Genomic DNA, 22,851 nt, shown 5'->3' with positions numbered 1-22,851 from the left:
AGGCTAGTGGGCATCGAGCGCGCACCGGCGCGGAATGGCGACTGGTTCACCAGAACGGCCCCCGGCGGGCGGCGCCGAGGCGTTTCAGCCGCCCGCGAATGGCGGCAGGACGTCGAGCGTGACGCCTGGCGTCACGAGGTCGGTGCCGTCGACGCGCACGCCGTCGGCAAGCAGAGCGCACCTGCCGAGCACCGCCGCGAGCGCAGGGTGTCTGTCGATCATCGTCGCGCGGACATCGTCGGCCGATCCCGACTGCAGCGTTTCCGCATCCACACCGGCCGCCTCCGCCGCGGCCGCGAAATAGCGGACACCGATCACTCCCACGCGTCGGTCCGCTCCACGATCCGGGTCAGCAGTCGGTCGACGGCGGCCGGGTCGGTGCCCGCGGCGGCGAGGCCGGCGACGAACATGCTGACCGGGACCGCGGGCCGGGCCACCTCGCGCGCGACGCTGCTGGACACCTCGAGGATGCGGTCGATGTCGACCATCGCCCGGTCCACCCCGAGCGCCTCGCAGAGCTGGTCGATCCACACGGGCAGGTCGGCGCCTGGGGCGCGGCGCGGGTCGTCGGTCATGGGTCGATCCTCTCAGCGTTCAGCTCGGCGTCCAGCCTCTCGACGTCGGGCCAGGTGTCGGCGTCTGCCGACGAGCCGTCGGTGTCGGGCACGTCGACCAGCACCATCCCCGCGACGAGCGCGCGCATGGAGGCGCCGTGCACGCTCGGCATCCGGGCCAGCGCGGACCTGAGTGCCGCCGACCAGTACACCGCGACGAGGTGCTGGGGACGGCCCTCGGCGCCGACCAGGCGCGCGCCGTCCACGCCGTCTCCGGCGGCTCCCCTCAGCAGGTCGGGCAGGGCCGCCCCGGCGCGCGGGACGTCACAGGCCAGGACGACCACGAGGGCGCTGGGATCGGGGATCGCCGCGAGGCCCGCGGCGAGGCCCGCGACCGGACCGCCGTCGGGCGGGTCCTCGAGGACCGTCGGGATGCCGGGGCGCGCGACGGTCCGGGGTCCGACGACCACGACGTGCGCGGCGTCGCGCACGGCGGCCAGCGCGTGGTCCAGCAGCGCCCGGCCGCCGACGACGACCTCCGGCTTGGTCGCACCGCCGAGCCGTGTTCCCCGACCACCGGCGAGAACGACGGCGTCGAACACCGGTGCGTCGGCTGCGGCACCCAGGTCAGGCATCGTCCGGACGCAGCCAGTCGCCGGACTTGCCGCCCGACTTCGCCTCGAGCCGTACGTCCGCGATCCGTACGGACTTGTCGATCCCCTTGACCATGTCGACCACGGCCAGCGCCGTGACGGACACGGCGGTCAGCGCCTCCATCTCGACGCCGGTGCGGTCGGCGGTGCGGACGGTCGCCGTGATGTCGACGCCGTCGTCGACGATGGTCAGGTCCACCACCACGCCGTGCACGCCGATGACGTGCGCGAGCGGCAGCAGCTCGGCTGTCCGCTTGGCGGCCGAGATCCCCGCGATCCGCGCGACGGCCAGCACGTCACCCTTCGGCACTCCTCCCGACCGCAGCGCCTCGACGACGACCGGGCCGCAGACCACCCGGCCGGACGCAGTGGCGGACCGGACCGTCGGCTGCTTGGCGGTGACGTCGACCATGCGGGCGTGCCCGGCACCGTCGAGGTGGGTGAACGGCTGCGTCATGGGTGCAGTCTCCTCACTGAGAGACGGTCGCCGACGGCCACGCCGTCGATCGAGGCGGGGATCACGGCGAGACCCTCGGCGAGCGCCAGCCGGGCGACGAGGTGCGATCCGGAGCCGCGTCCGGTGGCGCGGACGATGTGCGGGTGGCCGCCGTCCGACACGAACCGGACCGGCATGACCTGGGCGCGGCCCGGCGGCGTGGTCCACGCGTCGTCGGAGATCGCGGTCACGGTCGGGCGCTCCACGTCGCCGTGCCCGGCCATCCTTCGCAGGGCGGGTCGGACGAACAGCTCGAAGGAGGCGAACGAGCTCACCGGGTTGCCGGGCAGCGTGACGATCGGGGTGCCGTTCGGCAGCCGGCCGAGTCCCTGCGGCTTCCCCGGCTGGACCGCGACCTGCACGAACTCCACGCCAGGCTCGTCGGCGAGCGCAGCCTTGACCACGTCGTACGCGCCCATGCTCACGCCGCCGGAGGTGACGATCAGGTCGACGTCCTCGAGGCCCACCAGCAGCGCGTGCAGCGCCTCGGGGTCGTCGGCGACGGGTCCTAGCCGGACGGGAGTGCCACCCGCCTCCCGGACCGCGGCCGCGAGCAGCCACGAGTTCGAGTCGGGGAGCTGGCCGCGCAGCAACGGGGTGCCGGGCGGGACCAGCTCGTCGCCCGTCGACACGACCGCGACCCGCGGGCGTCGGTGCACGAGGGCGGAGGCATGTCCGACGGACGCGATCGCCGCGATGTGCGCCGGTCCCAGGGTGGTGCCGGCCGCGACGACGAGGTCACCGGGGACCGCGTCCTCGCCGGCCCGGCGGATGTGCGCGCCCAACCCCGGGACGACGGCGATGGTGACCTGGTCCGTACCGCCGTCGGTGTCCTCGACCGGCACGACGGCGTCCGCACCGTCGGGGACCGGCGCGCCCGTCATGATCCGAGCGGCCGTGCCGGCATCGACGACGGGCTCGTCGCCGGATCCCGCGGCGAGCTCTGCGACCACCCGCAACGTCGCCCCCGGCGTGACGTCCGCGGCCCGCACCGCATAACCGTCCATCGCCGAGTTGTCCCACCGCGGCAGGTAGTCCGCACTGCGGACGTCCTGCGTCAGGACCATCCCGTCGAGCTCGCCGAGCCCTCGCTCGACCGGCTCCAGCGGCACCGCCAGCGCGAGCGCGACCGCGCGATGCTCGTCGAGTGGTCGCACGGTCAGCTGGCTGCGTACCAGGCGAGGATGCCGCCGTCGAGGTTGCTGGCGTCGTAGCCCAGCCCGCGCAGCACCCGGGCGGCGGTCAGCGACCGGCCGCCCACCTGGCACTGCACGACGATCTCCCGGTCACGCGGAAGCCCGTCCAGCGCGGACCCGTCGAGCACGCTGCCGAGCGGGATCAGGACGGCACCGGGGATCGCGCCGGCCTCGAACTCCTGCGGCTCGCGCACGTCGATGAGCAGGAAGTCGTCCGTGCCGGCCTCGCGAGCGGCCAGTCGGGCGACGAGCTCGGGGGCGGTGGTGACGGGGACCTCGTCGGACATGCGGGACTCCTTGCGGGGGGCTTCACGTCGGGCGTTGCCGACCAGGGGGACCTCGGACCAGCGGCCGCGCAGCGCGTCGATCACGAGCACCCGGCCGAGCAGCGATTCTCCCGTCCCGGTGACCAGCTTGACCACCTCGGTCGCCATCACCGACCCGACCTGTCCGCACAGCGCCCCGAGGACGCCGGCCTCGGCGCACGAGGGAACCTCGTCGGGTCGCGGCGGCTCCGGGAAGAGGTCACGCAGCTGCGCGCCGTGCCGTCCCCAGAACACCGTCGTCTGCGCGTCGAACCGCAGCACCGAGCCCCAGACCTCCGGGAGCCCGAGCCGAACGCATGCGTCGTTGACGAGGTAGCGGGTGGGGAAGTTGTCGGTGCCGTCGACGACGACGTCGTAACTCTTCAGGATCGCGTCGACGTTCGCGCTGGTCAGTCGCTCGTCGTGCTGGATGACGACGATGTCCGGGTCCAGGTCGTGGATCGCGTCGGCCGCACTGTCGACCTTCGCCCGCCCGACGTCACCGGTCCCGTGGATCACCTGCCGTTGCAGGTTGCTCACGTCCACGACGTCGTCGTCGACGATCCCGATCGTCCCGACCCCCGCCGCCGCCAGGTACTGCAGCACCGGCGCACCGAGCCCGCCGGCCCCGACCACGCACACCCGCGCGTTCCGCAGCCGTCGCTGGCCGTCGACCCCGATCTCTGCGAGCAGCAGATGACGCGATCCGCGCGCCAGCTGCTCTCGGGTCAGTGGCGGCCCGGGCGAGACGACGGGGGGCAGGTGCGGCACGACGACAAATCTACGTCGCGCTCCGCCGAGCCGGGGCCGCCGGAGTCCGGTCGCGCTCGGCGCCGCCCGCTGAGACCCTGCGGGGATGAAGCCGTTCGTGCTGCTCGCGACGCGAGCGCAGGACGACGCCGCCGACGCGGAGTACGCCGCGTTCCTGCGGTTCGGTGGGCTCGTGCCGGACGAGCTACGACGCGTCCGCCTCGAGGCCGCGCCGATGCCCGACCTGGACCTCGACGGCGTGTCCGGCATCCTCGTGGGTGGCAGCCCGTTCGACGCCAGCGCGGAGACGAAGTCCGACGTCCAGGTCCGGGTCGAGGCGGAGATGTCGGCGCTGCTCGACGAGGTGGTCGCGCGGGACGTGCCGTTCCTGGGTGCCTGCTACGGCGTCGGCACGCTCGGCGTGCACCAGGGCGGTGTCATCGACACGACGTACGGCGAGCCGATCGGGGCCGTGGCGATCTCGCTGACCGACGAGGGACTGGCGGACCCGCTGCTGGCCGGTCTTCCGCCGCTCTTCGACGCCTTCGTCGGGCACAAGGAGGCGTGCCGTGTGCTCCCCTCTACCGCGACCCTGCTCGCCACGTCGCCGGCGTGCCCGGTGCAGATGTTCCGCGTCGGCCGCAACCTCTACGCCACCCAGTTCCACCCCGAGCTGGACGTCGACGGCATCGTGGTGCGCATCCGCGCGTATGCCGAGTACGGCTACTTCCCGCCGATGGAGCTCGACGAGGTGGTCGCGCGGGTCCGCGCAGCGGACGTCTCGGTGCCGCCGCGCATCCTGTCGGCGTTCGTTCGTCGCTACGCCCGCACCTGACGGCCGAGCGACGTCGGTCAGCCCGTCCGGGCGGGCGCGAGGGTCGCCTGCCACGCGACGATCCGGTCCACCGCCTCGCCGACCACCTCGACCGACGACGCGAACGACAGTCGCACCCAGCGCCGTCCGTCGACGGGGTCGAAGTCGGTGCCGGGCGTCAGCGCGACGCCGGCCTCGTCGAGAAGCCGCGCGCACCAGGTGATCGAGTCCAGGCCGCTCGCGGAGATGTCGGCGTAGAGGTAGAACGCACCGTCAGCGGGTGCGATGCGGGTCCACCCGAGCTCTGGGAGGCGTTCAAGAAGCAGGGACCGAGCGGCCGCGTAGCGCGACACGTTCTCCCGCGCAGCCGCGTACCCGGACGGGCTGAACGCCGCGACGCCCGCGTGCTGGGCCAGTGCCGGCGGGCAGAGGGCGACGTTTCCGGCGAGGGCGTCGACCGCGGTCACCAGGTCGTCGGGCAGGACGAGCCAGCCGAGCCGCCAGCCCGTCATCGCCCAGTACTTGGAGAACGAGTTCACCACGACCGCGCCCTGCGCGAGGTACGACGCCGCCGTCGGAGGGGTCGCGTCGTCGTAGGTGATGCCGTGGTAGATCTCGTCGCTGACCAGCCGCACGCCGTGCTGCCCGCACCAGGCCGCGAGCGCGGCGAGCTCGGCGGGGTCGATCATCGTGCCGGTCGGGTTGGCCGGTGACGCGACCACGAGCCCGTCGATCGGGCCGTCGAGCGCCTCCAGCTGCGCGACCGTCGGCTGGTAGCGAGTCTCCGGGCCGCACGGCAGCGTCACGACCTCGCACCCGAGCGCAGCGAGGATGTTCGCGTAGGCCGGGTAGCCGGGTACGCCGAGGGCCACCCGGTCGCCCACGTCGAACGCCGCGAGGAACGCGAGCATGAAGCCGCCCGACGAGCCCGTCGTCACGGCGATCCGCGCCGGGTCGATGTCGACCGCGTACCAGTCGCGGTAGTGCTGGGCGATCGCGGCACGCATGCCCGGCGCGCCCAACGCCTCGGTGTAGCCGAGGTCGCCCGCGGTCAGCAGGTCGATCGCGCGTTGTCGCACCACGTCCGACGCACCGGTCGAGGGCTCGCCCGCACAGAGGTTGAGGATGCTCTCGCCGGCGGCCTTGCGGGCGTTCGCGGCGGCCAGGATCTCCATGACGGCGAACGGCGGGACATGCGCACGGGTGGCAACCTTCATGGGTCCATCGTGTCGCACCTCGGCGGGCCGTACCCTCAACCCCGTGATCGTGGACTGCGCCCTGTACGCCGGAGGTCGACGCCGGCACCGGCTCGACGACCTGCAGGTGGCGATGCGGGAGGCCGAGAAGGAGGACGGGTTCGTCTGGATCGGCCTGCACGACCCGACCGCTGAGGAGTTCGACGCTCTCGCGGTGGGCTTCGAGCTTCCGCAGCTGGCCATCGAGGACGCGATCGCGTCGCACCAGCGACCCAAGCTCGAGCGCTACGGCTCGCTCACGTTCGCGGTGGTCAAGCCGGTCTTCTACGTCGACCACGTCGAGGTGGTCGAGGTCAGCGAGCTGGCGATCTTCGTCGGCGAACGGTTCGTCATCGTGGTGCGGCACGGCATCACGACCATCCCGGCGCAGGTCCGCGAGTCGCTAGAGGCCGACCCGGAGATGCTCCAGCACGGCCCGGTCGCGGTCCTGCACGCCATCCTGGACCGGTCTGTGGACCAGTACCTCGAGGTCACCAAGGCGATCGACGTCGACATCGACGAGATCGAGGACCAGGTGTTCGGCGACGACCCCGGCAACGACCACGCCGAGCGCATCTACAAGCTCAAGCGGGAGGTCCAGCAGTTCCGGCGGGCCGTCGTGCCTCTCGTCGGCCCTCTCACGAGGCTTGCCGACGAGGTCGTCCCCAACATCCCGGCCCACGCGCGGCCCTACTTCCGCGACGTGCAGGACCACGCCCTGCACGCCGCCGAGCTTGTCGAGGCCGCCGACGCGCTGCTGACCAACGTCATGCAGGCCGACCTCGCGCAGGTGAGCGTCGAGCAGAACCGCGTGAGCGTCCAGCAGAACTCCGACATGCGCAAGATCTCCTCGTGGGCGGCGATCGCCATCGTCCCGACCGCGATCGCCGGCATCTACGGCATGAACTTCACCGTGATCCCCGGGCAGGACGACCCGAACGGGTTCTACTTCGTGCTCGGTGGGACCGCCGTCGTCTGCGGGGCGCTCTACGCCGCGTTCCGCCACAACCGCTGGCTCTAGGTTTCAGCGACACGATGCACGCCGTGCCGGACAGGGACCGGGTATGAGCCCACCTGATCCGCAGGCGACCTTCGTCGCGCTGTTCGAGAGCAGCTACTCCGACGTCGTGCGGTTCGCGCAGCGTCGAGCCGGTCCGTGGACCGCGCAGGATGTCGCGGCCGACGCCTTCCTCGTCGCCTGGCGTCGCCTCGCGGATCTTCCCCCCGACCCGGACGACGCCCGCGCGTGGCTGTTCGGCATCACCCGCAACGTGATCCTCAACCACGATCGGGGCGACGGTCGCCGTCGTGCCCTGACGGTCCGCGTGGCCGGCGAGACGTCCTTGATCGACGACGACAGCTCGGAGCTCGTCGCCAGGCGCGTCGACCTCGCCCGCGCCTGGCGCCTGCTCTCCGCGACGCACCAGGAGACGCTCGCTCTGAGCGCGTTCGAGGGGCTCGACGCACCGCACGCGGCCGCCGTCCTCGGCATCTCTGCGGTCGCCTACCGCCTGCGCCTGACCCGCGCCCGTCGCGCGCTGCGCGCACACCTGACACCCACGCCTGTCTCCCTCGAGAGGACGCCCGCACGATGACGACCGACACGCTGGCCCTGCTGCCCGACCTCGACGTCGCGACCGGGTCCAACGACCCGCGCTCGCCGCACGCGACCGCCACCCTGCACTGCATCCTGGCCAGCCCGGTCGCCCCGGTCGCGCGGCGCCGGGTGGTCACCCCTCGACGCATCGTCCTGGCCGGGGCGGCCGCCGGGTTGGCGATCGGAGCAGCAGTGCTGCCCCAGCTCCGCGGCGGCGACGAGGCCTATGCCACGTGGACCGCGGCGCCCTCCGCGCTGACACCGACGGAGCAGGCGGCCGTCGCGGACTCGTGCCGGTCGGCGCAGGACGTCCAGGTACCCGTCGACGTCGCGGTCGCCGAGCGGCGGGGGGTCTGGCTGACGGTCCTGCTGACCGGCGCCGACGGCTACTCGGCCCTCTGCGTCACCGACAGCTCGCGGGGCTGGTTCAGCGACGCGATGATCGGGTCGGTCGGGGTCGCGCAGGTTGCCGAGACCGGCCCACGAGACGTCGTCGCGACGGACCTCGGCACGGGCACCATGGGCGCGGGAGACGTCTCGCTCGCGGCCGGGCGCGTCGGCGCCGAAGTCGTCGGCGTGGCGTACGACAGCGCACTGGTCGGCACCGTGCGGGCGACCGTGTCGGCCGGCTCGTTCGCGCTGTGGTTCCCGGGCGCCGAGCTGTCCGGCGCCGGAGCCGACCTGCAGGTCACCTACCGCGACGGGACCACCGCGACGGTGCGGGTGAGCCTCTAGAGAACCTGGCGCACGTACGCGACGATCCCGTCCGCCGCCGCCTCGACCTGCGCCAGGCACGCCTCGAAGTCGGCGGCGCCGCCGTACCAGGGGTCGTCGACGTCGAGCGCGTGCTCGGCGCGCCCGACGGGCGCGTCCGGGTCGAACGAGCGGTACATCCGCACCTGCTCGCTGCCGAGCCGCCGCAGCGCCTGCGCGTGCATCGACGTCATGGCCAGCACCAGGTCGCGCGATCCCAGCTCCGACGCCCGCGTCTGCCGCGCCCGATGCTCGGTCGCGGCAGGGTAGCCAGCTTCGACCAGCACGGCCTGCGCGCGCCGGTCGATCGGGTTGCCGCGCTCCTCGTCGCTGATCCCGGTCGAGTCGACGACCACCTGGGCGTCGAGCCCCGCGTCGGCGAACCGCTCGCGCAGCACCACCTCGGCCATGGGTGAGCGGCAGATGTTCCCGGTGCAGACGATCATCACGGTGTAGGGCTGAGGCACGCTCGATCGTCGCACGGGCACGCCGACGTTGCGGAGCAGGGGTTGAACGCGACACAAACGCGATATACTCTGGATCGAGCATTCGGGATCGAGCGATACGCGTAAGGAGTCGAACATGGCCGCACGGTCGCGCAGCAACCCCTTGGCGCTCGCCGTCCTCGCCCTCCTGTGGGAGCGGCCGATGCACCCGTACGAGATGTCGATGACCCTGCGGGAGCGGCGCAAGGACGAGTCGGTCAAGCTCAACTTCGGCTCGCTGTACTCCGTCGTCGACTCGCTGGTGAAGCACGGGCTGATCGAGGCCTCGTCCACCGAGCGTGACGGCAACCGGCCCACCCGCACGGTCTACCGGCTCACCGACTCGGGGGCGACCGAGGCCATCGACTGGCTGACGGACCTGGTCCGCACGCCCACCAAGGAGTTCCCGCAGTTCGAGGCCGCACTGTCGTTCCTGCCCCTGCTGGGTCCCGACGACGTCGTCCGGCTGCTCCGGCTGCGCCAGGCGACGCTCGAACGGAACCTCGCTGTGCTGCGCGCCGGGGTGGCCGACGCGCAGCTGATGGGTCTGCCGGCGATCTTCACGCTGGAGAGCGCCTACGAGATCGCGATCCTGAGCGCCGAGCTCGAGTTCGTCGTCGGTCTCGCGACGAGCATCGCGGACGGCTCGTTCGACGGCGTGCACCTGTGGCGTGAGCTGCACGAACGCGCGGCCGGAGGGCGCCTGGCACCCGACGAGCTGGCCGAGGCCCTGGCGGCCTACGTACCGCCGCCCCCGCCCTAGATCCTTCGCGCAGCCGCGTGAAGAAAGGTCGGCCCAGGTGCTGGAACACCCGGGCCGACCACCACGAACCGACCGAGACCCGCAAGGGCACCTGTGCGATCCGCTGCACGCATCAGCATAGGTGGCACCTCGGTCGGCCCACCCGCCGGTCTCTCGGACCGGCTCGACCGAAGGCAGTCACATGCCACACACCACAGCCGTCGACGCGCTCGACCTGGTCAAGACCTACCCCGGCGGCCGCGGCCGACCGGACGTGCGAGCCCTCGACGGGCTCACGCTCACCATCCCCGCCGGCACCGTGCACGGGCTGCTCGGACCCAACGGCGCCGGCAAGTCCACCACCACCAAGGTGCTCACCACGCTCGCGCGGGCCACGTCCGGCACCGCGACCGTGGCGGGCCACGACGTGGTGTCGCAGGCAGCGGCTGTCCGCCGCGCGATCGGCTACGTGTCCCAGGGCACCGGCGCCGACCCGCTGCTGACCCCCCGGGAGAACCTCGCGATGGCCGCCCGGCTGCGCGGGTTGTCGCGGTCGGCGTCCTCCGAGCGGGCGGCCGCACTCGTCGACCGGTTCGGGCTCGGCGAGTTCGCGGACCGCGGCGCCGGCAAGCTGTCCGGCGGCACACGCCGCAAGCTCGATGTCGCCCTCGGGCTCGTCGGCAGCCCGTCCGTCCTGTTCCTCGACGAGCCGACCACCGGCCTGGACCCCGAGGCCCGCTCCGCGATGTGGGCCGAGATCCGGCGCCTCGCCGGCGAGGACGAGCTGACCGTCGTGCTCACGACGCACTACCTCGAGGAGGCGGATCGGCTGGCCGACGGGCTGACCATCGTCGACCGTGGCCGCGTGGTGGCCGAGGGGTCGCCGGAGTCGCTGAAGGCGACCCTCTCCGGGGACACGCTCTCGGTCGAGCTGGTCGAGCCGGACGAGTCGCGCGTCCTGGAGATCGCGACGTCGGTCGCGCTCCTGCGGGACGTCTCGGTGCACGTCGAGGGGCCCACCGGCCGCCTCGTCGCGCGCACCTCCGACGGACCCGCCGCGGTGGGCGCCGTCATCGCCGCGCTGCAGGCCGCCGGCATCAGGCACGGCGCGGTCGGCGTCTCCCGGCCCACGCTCGACGACGTCTACCTGGCTCATGCCGGCCGCTCGTGGACCTCGTCGGCACCCGAGAAGGAGCTGGTCCGATGAGCGCCACCTGGGTCACCCAGACGACGCAGGTCACCCGCCGCTGGACCATCGACGGCATCCGTCAGCCGTGGGGGCTCGGCGTCGCGGTCATCCAGCCGGTCATCTGGCTGCTGCTGTTCGGCAACGTGTTCTCGTCGGTCGCCACGGTCCCCGGCTTCGGGTCCGACGACTACATGACCTTCCTCGTGCCCGGCATCCTCATGATGACGGTCCTGTACTCGGGCGCCTGGGCCGGCACGGGCTTCATCGACGACATCCGCTCCGGCGTCATGGACCGCATGCTGACCTCACCGGTGCACCGGTCGTCCCTGGTGGCCGGACAGCTCGTGCAGCAGCTCGTGATCTGCTTCGTGCAGGGGCTGTGCGTCCTCGGGATCGGCGTCCTCGCAGGCGCGTCCTACGAGGGCGGGCCGCTCGGGCTCCTCGTCGCGCTGGGGGCGTCGATGCTCCTCGCAGCCGCGTTCTGCTCCCTGTCGGCGGCTGTCGCCCTGCTCGCCCGCGACCAGACCGCCCTCATCGGCATCTCGACCATCATCGTGCTCCCGGCGACGTTCCTGTCGACGGCCCTGATGCCGACGTCGCTGCTGCCGTCGTGGGTCCAGACGGTCGCCCAGTTCAACCCGCTGACCTGGGCCGTCGAGATCGCCAGGACGTCGATGTCGACCGACGTGGACTGGTCCCTCGTCGGCACCCGTTCCCTGTGGCTGCTGCTGCTGGCCGCTGTGGTCGCCTGGTGGTCGGTCCGCGCCATGCGCACCTACCAACGCTCCCTCTAAAGCCCCGCAACGTCCGCACTCGTGGGTGCGATACCCCTCACGAGTGCGGACGTTGCAGCTCTCCACACAGCAACGTCCGCACTGGTCGGGGTCCTGGGCCCCACCAGTGCGGACGTTGCGGGTGTCAGTGGGCGGTGGTGCGGCCGAAGTGGAAGCGCGCCGTCGCCGGGGAGCTGGGCCAGCGGCTGGTGACCACCTTGTTGCGCGTGTAGAAGCGGACCGCCTCGGGGCCGTAGATGTGGCTCTCGCCGAACAGCGAGTCCTTCCAGCCGCCGAACGAGTGCCAGCCGACGGGCACCGGGATCGGCACGTTGATGCCGATCATGCCGACGTGCACCGCGCGCTGGAACGTGCGGGCGGCGTCGCCGCTCGACGTGAACAGAGCGGTCCCGTTGCCGTACGGGTTCGCGTTGACCAGGGCGATCGCCTCGGACAGGTCCGCCACGCGGAGCACGACGAGCACCGGCCCGAAGATCTCCTCGGCGTACGCACGCATGTCGGTCGTGACGCCGTCGAGCACCGTGGGGCCCACGTAGTAACCGCCCTCGAATCCGGTGACGGTGTGCCCGCGTCCGTCCACCAGTGCGCGCGCCCCGGAGTCGACGGCGTCGGAGACGATCTCCTCGATCCGCAGCTGCGCCGCCCTCGTGATGACGGGCCCCATGTCCGAGGCCGGGTCGTTCCCGGGCGCCACGCGCACCTTCAGCGCCGCCGCCTTCAGACGCTCCAGCAGTGCGTCGGCCACCTCGTCGACCACCACGGCCACCGAGATCGCCATGCACCGCTCGCCGGCCGCGCCGAACGCCGCACCGGTCAGGTGCGTCGCGGCGAGGTCCAGGTCGGCGTCGGCCAGCACGACGGCATGGTTCTTCGCGCCACCGAGGGCCTGCACGCGCTTCCCGTGCGCGGTCGCGGTCGCGTGCACATGACGGGCGACGGTCGTCGACCCGACGAACGACACCGCGCTGATGTCCGGGTGCGTGAGCAGCCCGTCGACGGCCACGCGGTCGCCCTGGAGCACCGAGAACACCCCGTCGGGAAGTCCGGCGTCCTTCCACAGGCGCGCGAGCAGGAGCGACGACGAGGGGTCGCGCTCGGACGGCTTCAGCACGAACGCGTTGCCGGTGGCGATGGCCATGGGCGCCATCCACAGCGGCACCATCGCCGGGAAGTTGAACGGCGTGATGCCGGCGACCACACCCAGCGGCTCGCGGAAGGAGAACACGTCGACGCCCGTGGCGGCCTGGTCGGTGTACTCCCCTTTCAGCAGCTGGGGGATCCCGCACGCGTACTCGACGACCTCGAGCCCTCGACCCACCTCGCCGAGCGAGTCCGCGGTGACCTTGCCGTGCTCCGCCGTGATCGTCGCAGCGAGCTCGTCGGTGTGGGCGACCAGCTGCTCCCGGAACGCGAACAAGACGCCGGCCCGCTTCCCGATGGGCTCCTGCGCCCAGCTGTGCGACGCCGCGAGCGCTCCCGCGACGACCGCGTCGACCTCCGCCTGGTCCGCGAGGAGAACGCGCCCGGACACCTCGCCGGTCGCGGGGTTGTGCACGTCCTGGGTCCGTGATCCCTCGGGCGTGCTCACCTGGCCCCCGACGACGTGACCGATGAGCGGAGCGGTATCGACGAGCGCGGACATGACAGCCCTCTTCCGTACTGGCGGTGACGGGTACGCCGGACCGATCCAATCTATCCCCGCCCCAATGCCCCGCCCGGACGCAGCCGAGCCCGAGCCCAACGTCCGCACAAGTTGGCGCTATCACCCTCACGAGTGCGGACGCTGCCGGAGGGCCCGCGACGACGTCCGCACTCGTGGGGGCTGTACGCCACACGAGTGCGGACGTTGCGGGGGGTGGACGAGGTCAGTCGCGGGCCGTCAGCACCAGGGGGCCGTCCGGGGTAATGGCGATCGTGTGCTCGGCGTGGGCGGCCACGGAGCCGTCCGCGGTGCGGATCGTCCAGCCGTCCGGGTCGATCGTGTAGTCGTCGCCACCCGCCATGAACCACGGCTCGATGGCGATCACCAGGCCGGTCTTGAGCTTCAGCCCCGTCCCGGGACGACCGAGGTTGGGCACGTGCGGGTCCTCGTGCATGGTCCGCCCGACGCCGTGGCCGCCGAAGTCGGCGTTGATCCCGTACCCGCCGGCGCGGCCGATGGCGCCGATCGCCGCCGAGATGTCGCCCATCCGCGCACCGTTGCGCGCGGCGGCGATGCCGGCGTCCAGCGCCCGCTCGGTCGTCTCGATCAGGGCGGTCACCTCAGGGGTCGTCGTGCCGATCTGGAAGGTCAGCGCCGAGTCGGCGACCCACCCCTGCAGCTGTGCGGCGAAGTCGATCGACAGGACGTCGCCGTCGGCGAGCACGTGGTCCGACGGCAGTCCGTGCAGCGCTGCGTCGTTCACCGATGTGCACAGGACGCCGGGATACGGCATCGCGCCGAACGAGGGGTGGTAGCCCAGGTAGACCGAGTGCGCGCCGGCGGCGTCGATCATCTGGTGCGCGTGCGTGTCGAGCTGCTTGAGGGTCATCCCCTCTCGCGCGACGTCACGCAGGGAAGAGAGGACACCGGCGACGAACCGGCCGGCGGGACGCATCGCGTCGATCTGAGCGGGATTCTTGAGAGCCACAGCACCACCCTGCCACGGGCAGGCAACAGCCCGTGGGCCGGACCCCTTGACAGGGCCTGCCGCGAAGGACGAGGTCGCGGCTCCCACGGGCTGCGGTGACTGCCTGGATTCGCTCGCCGACCGGGTGGTCTGCGGGCGGAGCAATCCGTCCGAGAACTGACGGGCGACTAGCGGACAGTCACCTCACGCGTCCAAGAAGAAATCATGTCTTGAACCACCTCCTTCCCGTGTGCCTTGAACGTACGTCCGTACGGAGCGTCTGCCAAGACCTTTTCTCCGGTGGCGAACCGGCCGAGCCCCGAGAACCCTGGTGAGATGAGCACGCCACCACCGGCAGCAGCGAACGAACATGCGGGTCGCCGCTTCCTGCTCTCGGCGACCGTCCTGGAGTCGCGGGACGCCAACGCACTCGCGGACTTCTACCACCGGCTCCTCGGCTGGCCCGTCATTGCCGACGAGCCGGGTTGGGTCATGCTCCGCCCGCCGGAGGGCGGCAGCGGGCTGTCGTTCAGCTCCGACCCTCTGTACCGGGAGCCGGTCTGGCCGGCGACGACGGACCAGAACCAGATGCAGCTGCACCTGGACATCTGGGTGGACGACCTGGCCGCCGGCGTCGAGCACGCACTGGCGACCGGCGCCCGCCTGGCGCAGTGGCAGCCGCAGGAGAACGTCCGCGTCCTGCTCGACCCGGCGGGCCACCCGTTCTGCTTCTTCGAGGACTAGTACCGCGCCATGTCAGGCCGCCTCAGTGCTGGAGCCACTCGGCGAAGGTCAGTCGGCCGGTGGCGTGCTCCGGTGCCAGGTGGCCGCCGTCGCGGAAGCGCTTGAGCGGTCCCAGTGCGGGGAAGCTCCAGACGCGGGCGTGCCGGCCCTTCGCGGCGAGGTAGGTGCGCATGAGCTCGTCGACGGTCAGGACCTGCGGCCCGCCCAGGTCCTCCACGCGGCCCGCGGGTCCCGACGCTGCCAGCGTCGCGAGTCGGGCGGCCACCTCGCGCACGTCGACGGGCTGGTCCCGCAGACCTCGAGGCACCAGCGCGACCGGGCCCTTGGCCAGCGCGCCCAGCAGGGTCGCGACGAAGTCGTGGAACTGGGTGGCTCGCAGGATCGACCAGGGGATTCCCCCGTCCTCGACGATCTCCTCCACCCGACGCTTCACCTGGTAGTAGCCGAACGGCACGGCGTCGACGCCGACGATCGAGATGTAGACCAGGTGCGGGACGTTGGCGGCGCGGCAGGCGAGCATGAGCTGGACCGCGGCGTCGAGGTCCTCGTCAGGCTTGCGGGGGTTGCTCGCGCAGTGGATCACGACCGACACGCCCGCGAGCGCCTGGGGCAGCCCCTCGCCCGTCAGCAGGTCACCGACCTGCCACTGGACCTCGTCGGGAACCGCGGGTGTGCGGTCCCTTCGGCTCAGCACCCGGACCGGGCGACCCGCGTCGAGGAGCGTGTGCACCAGGGCGCGTCCGAGGGTTCCGGTCCCGCCGGTGACCAGCACGGGTCGATCGTCGTCAGCCATGGTGGCGATCCTGGCCCATGGCGCGACCGTGCCGCGAGTCACACCGTGCGGGCAGCCTCGATCTGCTCGACGAGAGCGGGCACCTGCGGCGCCTTGAGCAGGACCGCGACCTCCTGCGACCCGCCCTTGGCGAGCGTGACCCGGAGGCCGGTGACCGTTCGCTTCTGCCAGGTGCGGATGTCCGAGGCGGCGCTCACACCGGTGACCTTGGACCACGGGGACGCGAACACCTTCGTCTCGGACTTCTTGCCGGCCCAGATCTCGATCCCGCCGGGGCCGTAGGCCAGGACCGCGGCGACACCGGTGGTCGTGCGCTCGCCGGCCGCCTTGAGGAGCGCCTCCTGCGTCGGTCCGGTGACGCACGGGACGAACGACCAGCCGGGGTGCGTCGCCTCCAGCGCTCGGACCCGCTTGCGGTTGGCCCGCTCGATGCCCCTGCTCGTCATGATCAGGACGACGGGGCCGACGACGAACGCCACGATCAGCAGCGCGGCCGCGGTGTAGTTCCCGTCCGGCACGGTGAGGGCCAGACCGCCCGCGAGCAGGACGAGGTCGATCACGATCAGGACGATCCAACGGCGCGGGGTCACAGGCGGACGGTACCCGAGCCGATCGCAGCGGACGTGAACTTCGCCGTCGCAGCCCTCACCGAGGCAGGGACCTCGGCGTCCGACGACGGCTGGGGCGCCCCCGCCACCAACGCCAGCGGCAGCACGCCCGCCCACACGGAGCGGTCCTCACCGTCGTCCGGCTGCTCGGACGCTCCGTACGCCCGGACCTTGACGGACGCTCGCCCGAGCCCGACACGCATGATCGACGTCGCCGCCAGCTCCTTGCGGGTCGACGCACGCACCTCGTCCCAGCGGCCCGGCATCAGGTGCTCCGAGACGACGAGCAGCGCCGCCTCCTTCTCATCGCCGACGAGCGCGACCGCGCGACCGTGGACGACGACGCTGCGGTAGTTCGCCGAGCTGTCGAACACCGAGCGCGCGAACACCAGCCCGTCCACGTGCGTGACCCCGACGGACACCTCGACGCCCTCCGGCGCCAGGAACAGACCGGCACCGGTCGACCCGTGCAGCAGCAACGAGTCGCCGTCGCGGGCGTAGAGGAACGGGATCACGACCGGGCGGCCCTCCCGCACGAACGCGACGTGCGCCACCAGTCCGGCGTCGAGGATCGCGTAGAGCTCGGCGCGCTCGGTGCGCTGGCGTTCGGGGATGCGCCGGATGCGGGTCTCGTCGTCGACGGGGAGCGGTTGGGCCATGGGCCGACATGCTAGATGTCAGCCTCCTGATCCCCGACTGAATGCCCTTCTAGCGGGTCGTCGCCGGGACGGTCGCCGTCCCGCAGGCACCGCAGAAAGGGTCGTCCTGGGCGAGCCGGTAGCGGGCGCACTGCGGGTCCATGCAGGTCCGCGTCTCGACGCCCACCGGCCGGGCGACCGGCTGAGCCGAACCCTTGAGCGGCATCGGCGACGTGTAGATGGGGCCGATCGGCGCCGGGGCGCCCGGCTGCGGCACGCGCAGAACCGTCCAGACCGTCGGCTTGCCGCAGACCGCGCACGTCTTGCTCGTCTGGACCTTTCCCTGCGCGGCGCAGGCCGGGTCGGTGCATCGAAGGGCCGTGTTGGCCATGGCTTCCCCCGGGGGTGCAGTGGGCGTTGGTTGGCAGCCTAGGAGACCTCGCGGCGCCGCGCTCGGATGAGGAAGCCGGTTCCGACCCCTGCACCGACCACGAGGAGACCGAGCAGCCACCAGACCCACGCCGGTGTCGCGTCGGAGTCGGACTCGGACGCGTCGGACGTCGCGGACGGGGACGGCGCAGGCTCCGTCGCCGTCACCTCCGGGGTCGGCGTGGGGGTGGGGGTCGGCGTCGGCGTGGGCGTCGGGGTGGGGGTAGGCGTCGGCGTAGGCGGTGCCGGTTCCGGTGCGGCGGCCGTCTCGGTGGGCACGACCGGCGCGACCGGTGGGGGTGTCGGCGTGGGAGTGGGGGTCGGCGTCGGGAGCACCGGTCGCTCGGGTCGCGCCGGCAACGTCGGCGTGGGAGTCGGGGTGGGGGTCGGCGTGGGCGTCGGGCTCGGTCGCGACGGGAGCGTGAACGTCGGCGTCGGGAGGCTTCCGGTCGCCGTGATCTCCGGCCGATCGGGCCGATTGCTGCACGACGTCAGCAGGAGCGTGGCCATCACCACCACGACCACACCCGACACCCCGCGGGCAACCTTCTGCGGTGAGCTCACGCCACGCTCCTCTCGGCGACAGTTTCCGACGACGGGTCGTCGGAGGTGCCGACGCGGGGAGGCCCGGCGCGGCGTCGCCCGAACGTATCGATCGGCGATGCCACTGGGAAGGGGCCAGCACCTGCGCGTTCGTCCCACCACACGCTCACGAGACGCTGGCGGCCAGCGGGGACGACCGCGCACTGCCCCCTGCCTCGAGGTGCGCCGCCTGGGCTCGCAGTGCCAGGACGACAGGTCGCGACCCGCCGGTCCCGTGCCGTTCCAGCGCGCCGGCCAGCACCTCGAGCACCTCGGCTGGCTGCGCGCGTTCGACGTGGGGGGTCAGCGCGAGCAGAGGCACATGGACAGGCCGCTCACCGGTCGGTCGCAGGACGAGCAGCAGGCCGCCGACGCGGTTGCCGACGAGGGCCACACCCGTCGTCGGAACGAGCGTGACCCGACGACGCCAGACCCGGCACCGCCGTCGTTCGACGACCCCCGCCACGGGGTCGACCGAGTAGGAGACCCACACGGTCACCACGAGCACCAGCACGACCGGGACGAACAGCCACGCGTACGCGCGGTTCTGCGGCTGCGTGGCGACGACGAACGACACGGCGCCGGCGGTGGCGAGCACCGTGCCGATGCTCCAGGCGAGGTGCGTCCGCGACGTCATCGCCGCGAAGGGGACCGCGTCGTCGGGCATCAGCCGTAGGCCCGCGCCACGACCGCTCGCACTGCGTCGCCGAGCTCCGCCTCGACAGCCGCCCGGGTCGACGGCCGGACGACGACGGCTCCCTCGGTCCCCTCCGACAGCACCCACGCACCACCAGGTCCCGTGAACAGGCCGATCAGCTGCGGGTGCTCGCCGGCGACCGTCCGGACGACCACGTCGGCCCGGACCAGCGCAGCGCCGAGCGCCTCCGCGACCTCGATCGATGGTTCCGTGCTGCCGGCCGGGAGCTCGACGGGCTCCCCGGAACCGTCCCGGGTCTCGGGATGGACGGCCGCACCGACGACGAGGTCGGTGAGGGTGTCGACGGGCGCCAGCGCGAACCGGTGCATGCCGTCGGAACCCACCTCCTCGACGAGGACCACGTCCTCGACGACGTGCGCGTACCAGAAGTCCTGCGTCAGGGCGGTGGTCCGAGCGATCGCGACCACGACCCGGGCGCCGAGCCGCAGCGTCACCAGGGCCTGCACGTCGCCGCGGACCTGGAGCTCCACCGCCGGTTCACCCAACGCCTCGACGCGCGCCTGCGGGGTGGGCGGGTCGACGATCCCGCGCGCGAGCAGGCCGCGGTACGCAGTCCGCAGGACGACGTCGCGCGTCTCTGCGTCCTGGTCGTCGGCGGACCAGAACGGCGACACGACGGTGTCTCCGGGACCGGCGAGGATCGCGAGCTCCTCGTCGGTCAGCACCTCGACGAACACGGTCGACGCCTCGCTGCTCACGCTCACCCCTGCCTCACAGGAACCCGAAGGACGCGACCTTGAGGGCGCCCTTGCCGACGTTGCTCAGGGTGTCACCGACCGAGCTCGCGGCGTCGCTCAGCCGGTCGTGCGCCCAGTCCGTGGCCGACGACACGGCATCCGAGGTGGCGTTCCACGCGGCGCTCGCCCCGTCGGCGATGTGACCGCCGACCGACGAGAAGAACGAGCCGATGGCCTCGCGGTTGTCCCACACGTAGTTGCCGAGGGTCCACGCGCCGTACGCGAGGACCGCAGCACCGGCGACGGCCGCACCCACCGGCGTCAGGGTCGCGAACAGGAGCAGACCGGCGCCGACACCTCCCGCGACGGCGAACCCTCGCGTCGCCCAGCCGCGCGCACCGTCGTACCCGCCCCCGGTGACCACGTCGACGCCGGCCGACACGATGGTCAGCGGGAGGAACACCTTGCCGACGAGACCCGCCGCGCGTGCCCCGATGATCTTGCCCAGCAGCCCCTCGGGATTGCCGAACTTGAGCTGGCTGAGCATGGCGTCCGCCCGGTCGAAGTTCTTCGTCATCGTCGCGATGTCGGTGATGGGCGCGAACTCCGAGGTCAGGAACTTGGCGTACGCCGCCGTCTTGAGGCCCTCCCCGACGCCCTTCTTGATCACCTGGGCGAACGCGTACCCACCGGCGCCGACCAGTCCGAGCGACCCGACGACGTCGTGGCTCGCCAGCGCGCGCTGCAGGTACGCGTCGACCGAGGACCGGAGCGTCTGGGGCACCTCGACGCCGCCGAGCCGTCCGGCGACTGCCTGGTCGACGGCGACCAGCGCGGTGACCGCCTCGGTGATCGCGTCGGCGCGATGCGCAGCCTCGGAGTTGAGCGCCTTCTGCTGCGCTTCCCGCCGGGCGCCGGCACCGGTCGGGTCACCGACGGCCGTCAGGACGGGCGGAAGCGTCCGAGCGGTCACCCGGCCCTCGGGGGTGACCGTGAACCCCGCCGCCTGGGCCTCGGTCACGCGCGAGAGAACCACGTCCCGTGCGGTACCCAGGTCGACGGCGCCGGCCGACAGCGCTGCACGCGCAGCATCGAGCGCGGCGACGAGCGCGAACCCGGTCGTGGCCTCGCGTGCCATGCGTTCTGCGGCCGCGTCCGCCGCCTGCCCCTCCCACACGCTCGTGAGGCGCGCGACGGAGTCCTTCGCAGCCTGGACCTGGCCCTCGACCTCCCGCCGGGCGGACTCGACACCGGTCGAGGCCTCGGCGAGCGCCTGAGGTCGCCAGGAGCGGACGACGTCGAGCGTCAGCCCGGTCATCGCGGCCCGGCCAGCGTGCCGAAGCGACGGCCCACGCCCGAGTCCGTCGACCGGTACGCCGACGCGCTGCCGGTGGCGCTCGCCGCCATCCCGGCCACATCCTCGCCGAAGACCTGGACGGCGGCGCCGAGACGGGTGGACACCCACACGGCCGCCTCCGCCGTCGCCGACCCGGCGAGGGCGTCCCCGATCGGGGCGAACGGACCCGCCACGTCGGCGGCCCGGACCGCCTCCCCGGCGCTGCGCAGCTCCGCAGCTGCGGTCTCCAGTGCCGAGATGTCGGCGACGACGCTCATGCAGTGCTCCTCGGGGCGATCACGCGGACTCAGAGGCTCCAGTTGCCGCCCGCGCCGACCCGCCGCGCGAGCAGGGACGACAGGAGCGAACGATCCTTCTCGACGAGGTTCGCGTTCTCGACGAGCGCCGGCAGAAGCTTGTCCGCCCAGATCGGTCGACGTGCCTCGATCTCGGCGATCAGGGGCCGGACCACCTCGGGCGGCTGCGAGACGTAGTCGGAGCCGACGCTCTCGAGCAGAGGCACGCGCGCCTGCCGCCACCCGTTGAAGCGTTCGACCGACAGGTCGACACCGGTCTTGCGGCCGCGCAGGTGCACGTAGGCACGCCGCTCCAGCCGTACGGGCTTGACCATCAACGACGTCCGAACAGGCGTCAGCACCCCGGTGCCGCAGTCGAAGGTGCCGGCTGGGCTGCCCTTCTCCGGCCCGACGAGGTGCAGGAACACGATGGTCCCCGCGCCGGTCGCACCCATCGCGGCCCCCTTGCGTCGTCCCGGTACCGGCCTGCTCGACCGCCTGCAGGCTATCCCACAGCCGTCACCCGGGTTCGGGTAGAGACCACGACGTGCGCCGTGGTGGGCGGGACACGGCGTGATCCCGTCGGGCCGGCGCCACGCCGTGTCGTCGTCGCGAACCTTTCCGCGCTGTCTACCCTGGCGTGATGCCCGCCTCCCGCAGCCGCCCCGCGCGCTACGCCCAGCGTCGCAAGCGCCGGATGGCCGCCGTCGAGCACGACCTCAGCACCGAGCAGTGGGCCGCCTTGACCACCGCCTGGGGCGGTTGCGCGTACTGCGGCGCCACAGGTGTGCCGATGCAGCGTGACTGCGTGCTGCCGATCTCCCGGGGCGGCCGCTACACGCTCGACAACATCGCGCCGGCCTGCCGCTCGTGCAACGCGAGCAAGTGCAACGACGAGGTCACCGGCTGGCTGCGGCGCAAACGCCTCGACGAGCGGGCGTTCCTCGAGCGGCACGTCCGGATCCAGGCCGACCTGGCGTCCCGGTTCCGGGCGGCCACGGAAGCACCCTGAAGGCCTGCACATAGCGCTTACAGGCCTGTCAGTGAAACTGTTGACGCGCGGGTCGGACATCCGCGAGCCTGGGTCGCCGACGAGGGCGTCGGACGAGACAGGGGGCAACGATGTCGCAGGCAACTCCAGAAACAGCAGCACCCGAGCAGGCCGTGGGTGGTGTCGGTGCTCAGGTCCGGCTCCGGGACGTGGTCAAGACGTTCGCGCTGGGTTCCGGTGCGCGCCTGACGGCCGCGGACCGGGTGGACCTGGACCTGGAGCCGGGGAGCCTGACCGCGTTGACCGGCCCGTCCGGGTCCGGCAAGTCCACGTTGCTGCACCTGATCGGTGCGATCGAGACCGCGGACTCGGGGTCGTTGCTGGTCGACGACCTGGACCTGACCACCGCGAACCGGCGCACGCTGGCCGCCTACCGTTCCGGGGTCGGGTTCGTGTTCCAACGGTTCCACCTGCTGCCCGCCCTGACCGCCCTGCACAACGTGATGGTCCCGGTGCTGCCGTTGCGCCACCTCGACTTCGACCGGGTCGAACGCGCCCGCGAGCTGCTCGACGCCGTCGGCCTCGCCGGTCGTGAGGACGCCCTGCCGTCGCGGTTGTCCGGGGGGCAGCAGCAACGCGTCGCGATCGCCCGCGCCCTGATCAACCGACCGCGGCTGCTGCTCGCCGACGAGCCCACCGGCAACCTGGACTCCCACACAGGCCAGTCCGTCCTCGAGCTGATCCTGGGTCTGCGGGACCGGTACCCGATGACGATCGTGCTCTCCACGCACGACACCGGTATCGCGGCCGTGTGCGAACGGGTCGTACACATCCTCGACGGCCGCGTGAACGCCGAGTGAGCACCAT

Annotated in this window: 30 protein-coding genes; 10 read left to right on the top strand and 20 right to left on the bottom strand. The window is 72.3% G+C overall.

Annotation, left to right across the window (positions count from 1 at the left end; all coding sequences use genetic code 11):
- Nucleotides 1-84 precede the first annotated feature (84 nt).
- From I847_RS0120275 to I847_RS0120250, 6 genes are read right to left on the bottom strand one after another with little or no spacing between them, the layout of a single operon-like run.
- Nucleotides 85-324 (bottom strand): MoaD/ThiS family protein, encoded by a 240-nt coding sequence (locus I847_RS0120275; protein ID WP_369751767.1) that lies wholly within the window; start codon nt 322-324, stop codon nt 85-87.
- Entirely contained in the window at nt 315-575 is a 261-nt protein-coding gene (locus I847_RS25065; protein ID WP_034611374.1) for a DUF6457 domain-containing protein, read from the bottom strand. The genes I847_RS0120275 and I847_RS25065 overlap by 10 nt, the downstream gene beginning before the upstream one ends.
- Nucleotides 572-1,189, bottom strand: a complete 618-nt coding sequence (locus I847_RS25060; protein ID WP_051275122.1) for a molybdenum cofactor guanylyltransferase — start codon at nt 1,187-1,189, stop codon at nt 572-574. Before I847_RS25060 ends, I847_RS25065 begins: the two co-directional genes overlap by 4 nt.
- Nucleotides 1,182-1,664 carry a cyclic pyranopterin monophosphate synthase MoaC gene (gene moaC, locus I847_RS0120260; RefSeq protein WP_028051162.1) on the bottom strand — a complete coding sequence of 161 codons (483 nt, stop codon included), beginning with the start codon at nt 1,662-1,664 and terminating at the stop codon, nt 1,182-1,184. Before moaC ends, I847_RS25060 begins: the two co-directional genes overlap by 8 nt.
- Nucleotides 1,661-2,860: a gephyrin-like molybdotransferase Glp gene (glp, locus tag I847_RS0120255; protein ID WP_028051161.1), complete on the bottom strand. Its 1,200-nt coding sequence runs from the start codon at nt 2,858-2,860 to the stop codon at nt 1,661-1,663. Before glp ends, moaC begins: the two co-directional genes overlap by 4 nt.
- 2 nt (nt 2,861-2,862) lie before the next feature.
- Nucleotides 2,863-3,975, bottom strand: coding sequence for a ThiF family adenylyltransferase (locus tag I847_RS0120250; protein WP_028051160.1), 1,113 nt, complete (start codon nt 3,973-3,975; stop codon nt 2,863-2,865).
- Between the two features lie 85 nt (nt 3,976-4,060).
- On the opposite strand from I847_RS0120250, the gene I847_RS0120245 reads away from it, so the two are divergent.
- Nucleotides 4,061-4,789: a glutamine amidotransferase gene (locus tag I847_RS0120245; RefSeq protein WP_028051159.1), complete on the top strand. Its 729-nt coding sequence runs from the start codon at nt 4,061-4,063 to the stop codon at nt 4,787-4,789.
- Between the two features lie 17 nt (nt 4,790-4,806).
- Here I847_RS0120245 and I847_RS0120240 read toward each other — a convergent pair whose 3' ends face one another.
- Nucleotides 4,807-5,985, bottom strand: coding sequence for a pyridoxal phosphate-dependent aminotransferase (locus tag I847_RS0120240; protein WP_028051158.1), 1,179 nt, complete (start codon nt 5,983-5,985; stop codon nt 4,807-4,809).
- 43 nt (nt 5,986-6,028) lie between these two features.
- On the opposite strand from I847_RS0120240, the gene I847_RS0120235 reads away from it, so the two are divergent.
- From I847_RS0120235 to I847_RS25055, 3 genes are read left to right on the top strand one after another with little or no spacing between them, the layout of a single operon-like run.
- The gene (locus tag I847_RS0120235) at nt 6,029-7,024 is read left to right on the top strand and encodes a magnesium and cobalt transport protein CorA (RefSeq protein ID WP_034611371.1); all 996 of its coding nucleotides are present in this window, start codon (nt 6,029-6,031) and stop codon (nt 7,022-7,024) included.
- Nucleotides 7,025-7,067: 43 nt separating this feature from the next.
- The gene (locus I847_RS0120230; protein WP_028051156.1) at nt 7,068-7,598 is read left to right on the top strand and encodes an RNA polymerase sigma factor; all 531 of its coding nucleotides are present in this window, start codon (nt 7,068-7,070) and stop codon (nt 7,596-7,598) included.
- Complete coding sequence (locus I847_RS25055; protein WP_051275120.1) at nt 7,595-8,335, top strand: hypothetical protein; 741 nt, start codon at nt 7,595-7,597, stop codon at nt 8,333-8,335. The genes I847_RS0120230 and I847_RS25055 overlap by 4 nt, the downstream gene beginning before the upstream one ends.
- Here I847_RS25055 and I847_RS0120220 read toward each other — a convergent pair.
- Nucleotides 8,332-8,820 (bottom strand): low molecular weight protein-tyrosine-phosphatase, encoded by a 489-nt coding sequence (locus tag I847_RS0120220; RefSeq protein ID WP_028051155.1) that lies wholly within the window; start codon nt 8,818-8,820, stop codon nt 8,332-8,334. The two genes, I847_RS25055 and I847_RS0120220, sit on opposite strands and share 4 nt — an antisense overlap.
- Before the next feature lie 115 nt (nt 8,821-8,935).
- Between I847_RS0120220 and I847_RS0120215 the strand changes: the two genes are divergently transcribed.
- The 3 genes from I847_RS0120215 to I847_RS0120205 all read left to right on the top strand — a co-directional run bounded on the left by I847_RS0120215 (nt 8,936) and on the right by I847_RS0120205 (nt 11,563).
- On the top strand, nt 8,936-9,601 hold the full coding sequence (locus I847_RS0120215; protein ID WP_028051154.1) for a PadR family transcriptional regulator: 666 nt from the start codon (nt 8,936-8,938) through the stop codon (nt 9,599-9,601).
- Between the two features lie 181 nt (nt 9,602-9,782).
- Nucleotides 9,783-10,787 (top strand): ATP-binding cassette domain-containing protein, encoded by a 1,005-nt coding sequence (locus I847_RS0120210; protein WP_028051153.1) that lies wholly within the window; start codon nt 9,783-9,785, stop codon nt 10,785-10,787.
- Nucleotides 10,784-11,563 carry an ABC transporter permease gene (locus tag I847_RS0120205; protein ID WP_028051152.1) on the top strand — a complete coding sequence of 260 codons (780 nt, stop codon included), beginning with the start codon at nt 10,784-10,786 and terminating at the stop codon, nt 11,561-11,563. The genes I847_RS0120210 and I847_RS0120205 overlap by 4 nt, the downstream gene beginning before the upstream one ends.
- Before the next feature lie 124 nt (nt 11,564-11,687).
- Here the strand turns inward: I847_RS0120205 and I847_RS0120200 are convergent, their stop codons facing one another.
- Entirely contained in the window at nt 11,688-13,205 is a 1,518-nt protein-coding gene (locus tag I847_RS0120200) for a CoA-acylating methylmalonate-semialdehyde dehydrogenase (RefSeq protein ID WP_028051151.1), read from the bottom strand.
- A gap of 223 nt (nt 13,206-13,428) precedes the next feature.
- The gene (map, locus tag I847_RS0120195; RefSeq protein WP_028051150.1) at nt 13,429-14,193 is read right to left on the bottom strand and encodes a type I methionyl aminopeptidase; all 765 of its coding nucleotides are present in this window, start codon (nt 14,191-14,193) and stop codon (nt 13,429-13,431) included.
- 315 nt (nt 14,194-14,508) lie between these two features.
- Between map and I847_RS0120190 the strand changes: the two genes are divergently transcribed.
- Nucleotides 14,509-14,916, top strand: a complete 408-nt coding sequence (locus I847_RS0120190; RefSeq protein WP_028051149.1) for a VOC family protein — start codon at nt 14,509-14,511, stop codon at nt 14,914-14,916.
- 22 nt (nt 14,917-14,938) lie between these two features.
- Here the strand turns inward: I847_RS0120190 and I847_RS0120185 are convergent, their stop codons facing one another.
- The 10 genes from I847_RS0120185 to I847_RS0120140 all read right to left on the bottom strand — a co-directional run bounded on the left by I847_RS0120185 (nt 14,939) and on the right by I847_RS0120140 (nt 21,448).
- Nucleotides 14,939-15,709 (bottom strand): SDR family oxidoreductase, encoded by a 771-nt coding sequence (locus tag I847_RS0120185; protein WP_028051148.1) that lies wholly within the window; start codon nt 15,707-15,709, stop codon nt 14,939-14,941.
- A gap of 38 nt (nt 15,710-15,747) precedes the next feature.
- Nucleotides 15,748-16,299: a hypothetical protein gene (locus tag I847_RS0120180; protein WP_028051147.1), complete on the bottom strand. Its 552-nt coding sequence runs from the start codon at nt 16,297-16,299 to the stop codon at nt 15,748-15,750.
- A complete protein-coding gene (locus I847_RS25050) occupies nt 16,296-16,976 on the bottom strand; it encodes a pyridoxamine 5'-phosphate oxidase family protein (protein WP_051275118.1) in 681 nt (226 codons plus the stop codon). The genes I847_RS0120180 and I847_RS25050 overlap by 4 nt, the downstream gene beginning before the upstream one ends.
- A gap of 49 nt (nt 16,977-17,025) precedes the next feature.
- Entirely contained in the window at nt 17,026-17,346 is a 321-nt protein-coding gene (locus I847_RS0120170) for a hypothetical protein (RefSeq protein ID WP_028051146.1), read from the bottom strand.
- Nucleotides 17,347-17,384: 38 nt separating this feature from the next.
- The gene (locus tag I847_RS27250; RefSeq protein ID WP_028051145.1) at nt 17,385-17,948 is read right to left on the bottom strand and encodes a hypothetical protein; all 564 of its coding nucleotides are present in this window, start codon (nt 17,946-17,948) and stop codon (nt 17,385-17,387) included.
- A gap of 145 nt (nt 17,949-18,093) precedes the next feature.
- Complete coding sequence (locus I847_RS26930; RefSeq protein WP_028051144.1) at nt 18,094-18,633, bottom strand: hypothetical protein; 540 nt, start codon at nt 18,631-18,633, stop codon at nt 18,094-18,096.
- The gene (locus I847_RS0120155) at nt 18,633-19,382 is read right to left on the bottom strand and encodes a hypothetical protein (RefSeq protein WP_155856244.1); all 750 of its coding nucleotides are present in this window, start codon (nt 19,380-19,382) and stop codon (nt 18,633-18,635) included. The genes I847_RS26930 and I847_RS0120155 overlap by 1 nt, the downstream gene beginning before the upstream one ends.
- Nucleotides 19,383-19,395: 13 nt before the next feature.
- The gene (locus I847_RS0120150) at nt 19,396-20,679 is read right to left on the bottom strand and encodes a WXG100 family type VII secretion target (RefSeq protein ID WP_028051142.1); all 1,284 of its coding nucleotides are present in this window, start codon (nt 20,677-20,679) and stop codon (nt 19,396-19,398) included.
- Nucleotides 20,676-20,975: a hypothetical protein gene (locus tag I847_RS0120145; RefSeq protein WP_028051141.1), complete on the bottom strand. Its 300-nt coding sequence runs from the start codon at nt 20,973-20,975 to the stop codon at nt 20,676-20,678. Before I847_RS0120145 ends, I847_RS0120150 begins: the two co-directional genes overlap by 4 nt.
- A gap of 29 nt (nt 20,976-21,004) precedes the next feature.
- Nucleotides 21,005-21,448 (bottom strand): hypothetical protein, encoded by a 444-nt coding sequence (locus I847_RS0120140; RefSeq protein WP_028051140.1) that lies wholly within the window; start codon nt 21,446-21,448, stop codon nt 21,005-21,007.
- A gap of 188 nt (nt 21,449-21,636) precedes the next feature.
- Between I847_RS0120140 and I847_RS0120135 the strand changes: the two genes are divergently transcribed.
- Both I847_RS0120135 and I847_RS0120130 read left to right on the top strand, forming a co-directional pair.
- The gene (locus tag I847_RS0120135) at nt 21,637-22,005 is read left to right on the top strand and encodes an HNH endonuclease (protein ID WP_028051139.1); all 369 of its coding nucleotides are present in this window, start codon (nt 21,637-21,639) and stop codon (nt 22,003-22,005) included.
- Nucleotides 22,006-22,115: 110 nt separating this feature from the next.
- Nucleotides 22,116-22,844, top strand: coding sequence for an ABC transporter ATP-binding protein (locus tag I847_RS0120130; protein ID WP_028051138.1), 729 nt, complete (start codon nt 22,116-22,118; stop codon nt 22,842-22,844).
- Nucleotides 22,845-22,851: the final 7 nt, after the last annotated feature.

The sequence above is a fragment of the Cellulomonas sp. URHD0024 genome, from assembly GCF_000426185.1.
In the GTDB taxonomy this organism is placed as follows: Bacteria; Actinomycetota; Actinomycetes; order Actinomycetales; family Cellulomonadaceae; genus Cellulomonas.
This window is presented reverse-complemented; position numbering and strand designations above follow the sequence as displayed.

Excerpts from the sequence above, each read along its gene's own strand:
- I847_RS25065 (WP_034611374.1), bottom strand. The coding sequence starts at position 575 with ATGACCGACGACCCGCGCCGCGCCCCAGGCGCCGACCTGCCCGTGTGG.
- I847_RS25060 (WP_051275122.1), bottom strand. The coding sequence starts at position 1,189 with ATGCCTGACCTGGGTGCCGCAGCCGACGCACCGGTGTTCGACGCCGTC.
- moaC (WP_028051162.1), bottom strand. The coding sequence starts at position 1,664 with ATGACGCAGCCGTTCACCCACCTCGACGGTGCCGGGCACGCCCGCATG.
- I847_RS0120245 (WP_028051159.1), top strand. The coding sequence starts at position 4,061 with ATGAAGCCGTTCGTGCTGCTCGCGACGCGAGCGCAGGACGACGCCGCC.
- I847_RS0120240 (WP_028051158.1), bottom strand. The coding sequence starts at position 5,985 with ATGAAGGTTGCCACCCGTGCGCATGTCCCGCCGTTCGCCGTCATGGAG.
- I847_RS0120230 (WP_028051156.1), top strand. The coding sequence starts at position 7,068 with ATGAGCCCACCTGATCCGCAGGCGACCTTCGTCGCGCTGTTCGAGAGC.
- I847_RS25055 (WP_051275120.1), top strand. The coding sequence starts at position 7,595 with ATGACGACCGACACGCTGGCCCTGCTGCCCGACCTCGACGTCGCGACC.
- I847_RS0120215 (WP_028051154.1), top strand. The coding sequence starts at position 8,936 with ATGGCCGCACGGTCGCGCAGCAACCCCTTGGCGCTCGCCGTCCTCGCC.
- I847_RS0120210 (WP_028051153.1), top strand. The coding sequence starts at position 9,783 with ATGCCACACACCACAGCCGTCGACGCGCTCGACCTGGTCAAGACCTAC.
- I847_RS0120205 (WP_028051152.1), top strand. The coding sequence starts at position 10,784 with ATGAGCGCCACCTGGGTCACCCAGACGACGCAGGTCACCCGCCGCTGG.
- I847_RS0120200 (WP_028051151.1), bottom strand. The coding sequence starts at position 13,205 with ATGTCCGCGCTCGTCGATACCGCTCCGCTCATCGGTCACGTCGTCGGG.
- I847_RS0120190 (WP_028051149.1), top strand. The coding sequence starts at position 14,509 with ATGAGCACGCCACCACCGGCAGCAGCGAACGAACATGCGGGTCGCCGC.
- I847_RS0120185 (WP_028051148.1), bottom strand. The coding sequence starts at position 15,709 with ATGGCTGACGACGATCGACCCGTGCTGGTCACCGGCGGGACCGGAACC.
- I847_RS25050 (WP_051275118.1), bottom strand. The coding sequence starts at position 16,976 with ATGGCCCAACCGCTCCCCGTCGACGACGAGACCCGCATCCGGCGCATC.
- I847_RS0120170 (WP_028051146.1), bottom strand. The coding sequence starts at position 17,346 with ATGGCCAACACGGCCCTTCGATGCACCGACCCGGCCTGCGCCGCGCAG.
- I847_RS26930 (WP_028051144.1), bottom strand. The coding sequence starts at position 18,633 with ATGCCCGACGACGCGGTCCCCTTCGCGGCGATGACGTCGCGGACGCAC.
- I847_RS0120150 (WP_028051142.1), bottom strand. The coding sequence starts at position 20,679 with ATGACCGGGCTGACGCTCGACGTCGTCCGCTCCTGGCGACCTCAGGCG.
- I847_RS0120145 (WP_028051141.1), bottom strand. The coding sequence starts at position 20,975 with ATGAGCGTCGTCGCCGACATCTCGGCACTGGAGACCGCAGCTGCGGAG.
- I847_RS0120140 (WP_028051140.1), bottom strand. The coding sequence starts at position 21,448 with ATGGGTGCGACCGGCGCGGGGACCATCGTGTTCCTGCACCTCGTCGGG.
- I847_RS0120135 (WP_028051139.1), top strand. The coding sequence starts at position 21,637 with ATGCCCGCCTCCCGCAGCCGCCCCGCGCGCTACGCCCAGCGTCGCAAG.
- I847_RS0120130 (WP_028051138.1), top strand. The coding sequence starts at position 22,116 with ATGTCGCAGGCAACTCCAGAAACAGCAGCACCCGAGCAGGCCGTGGGT.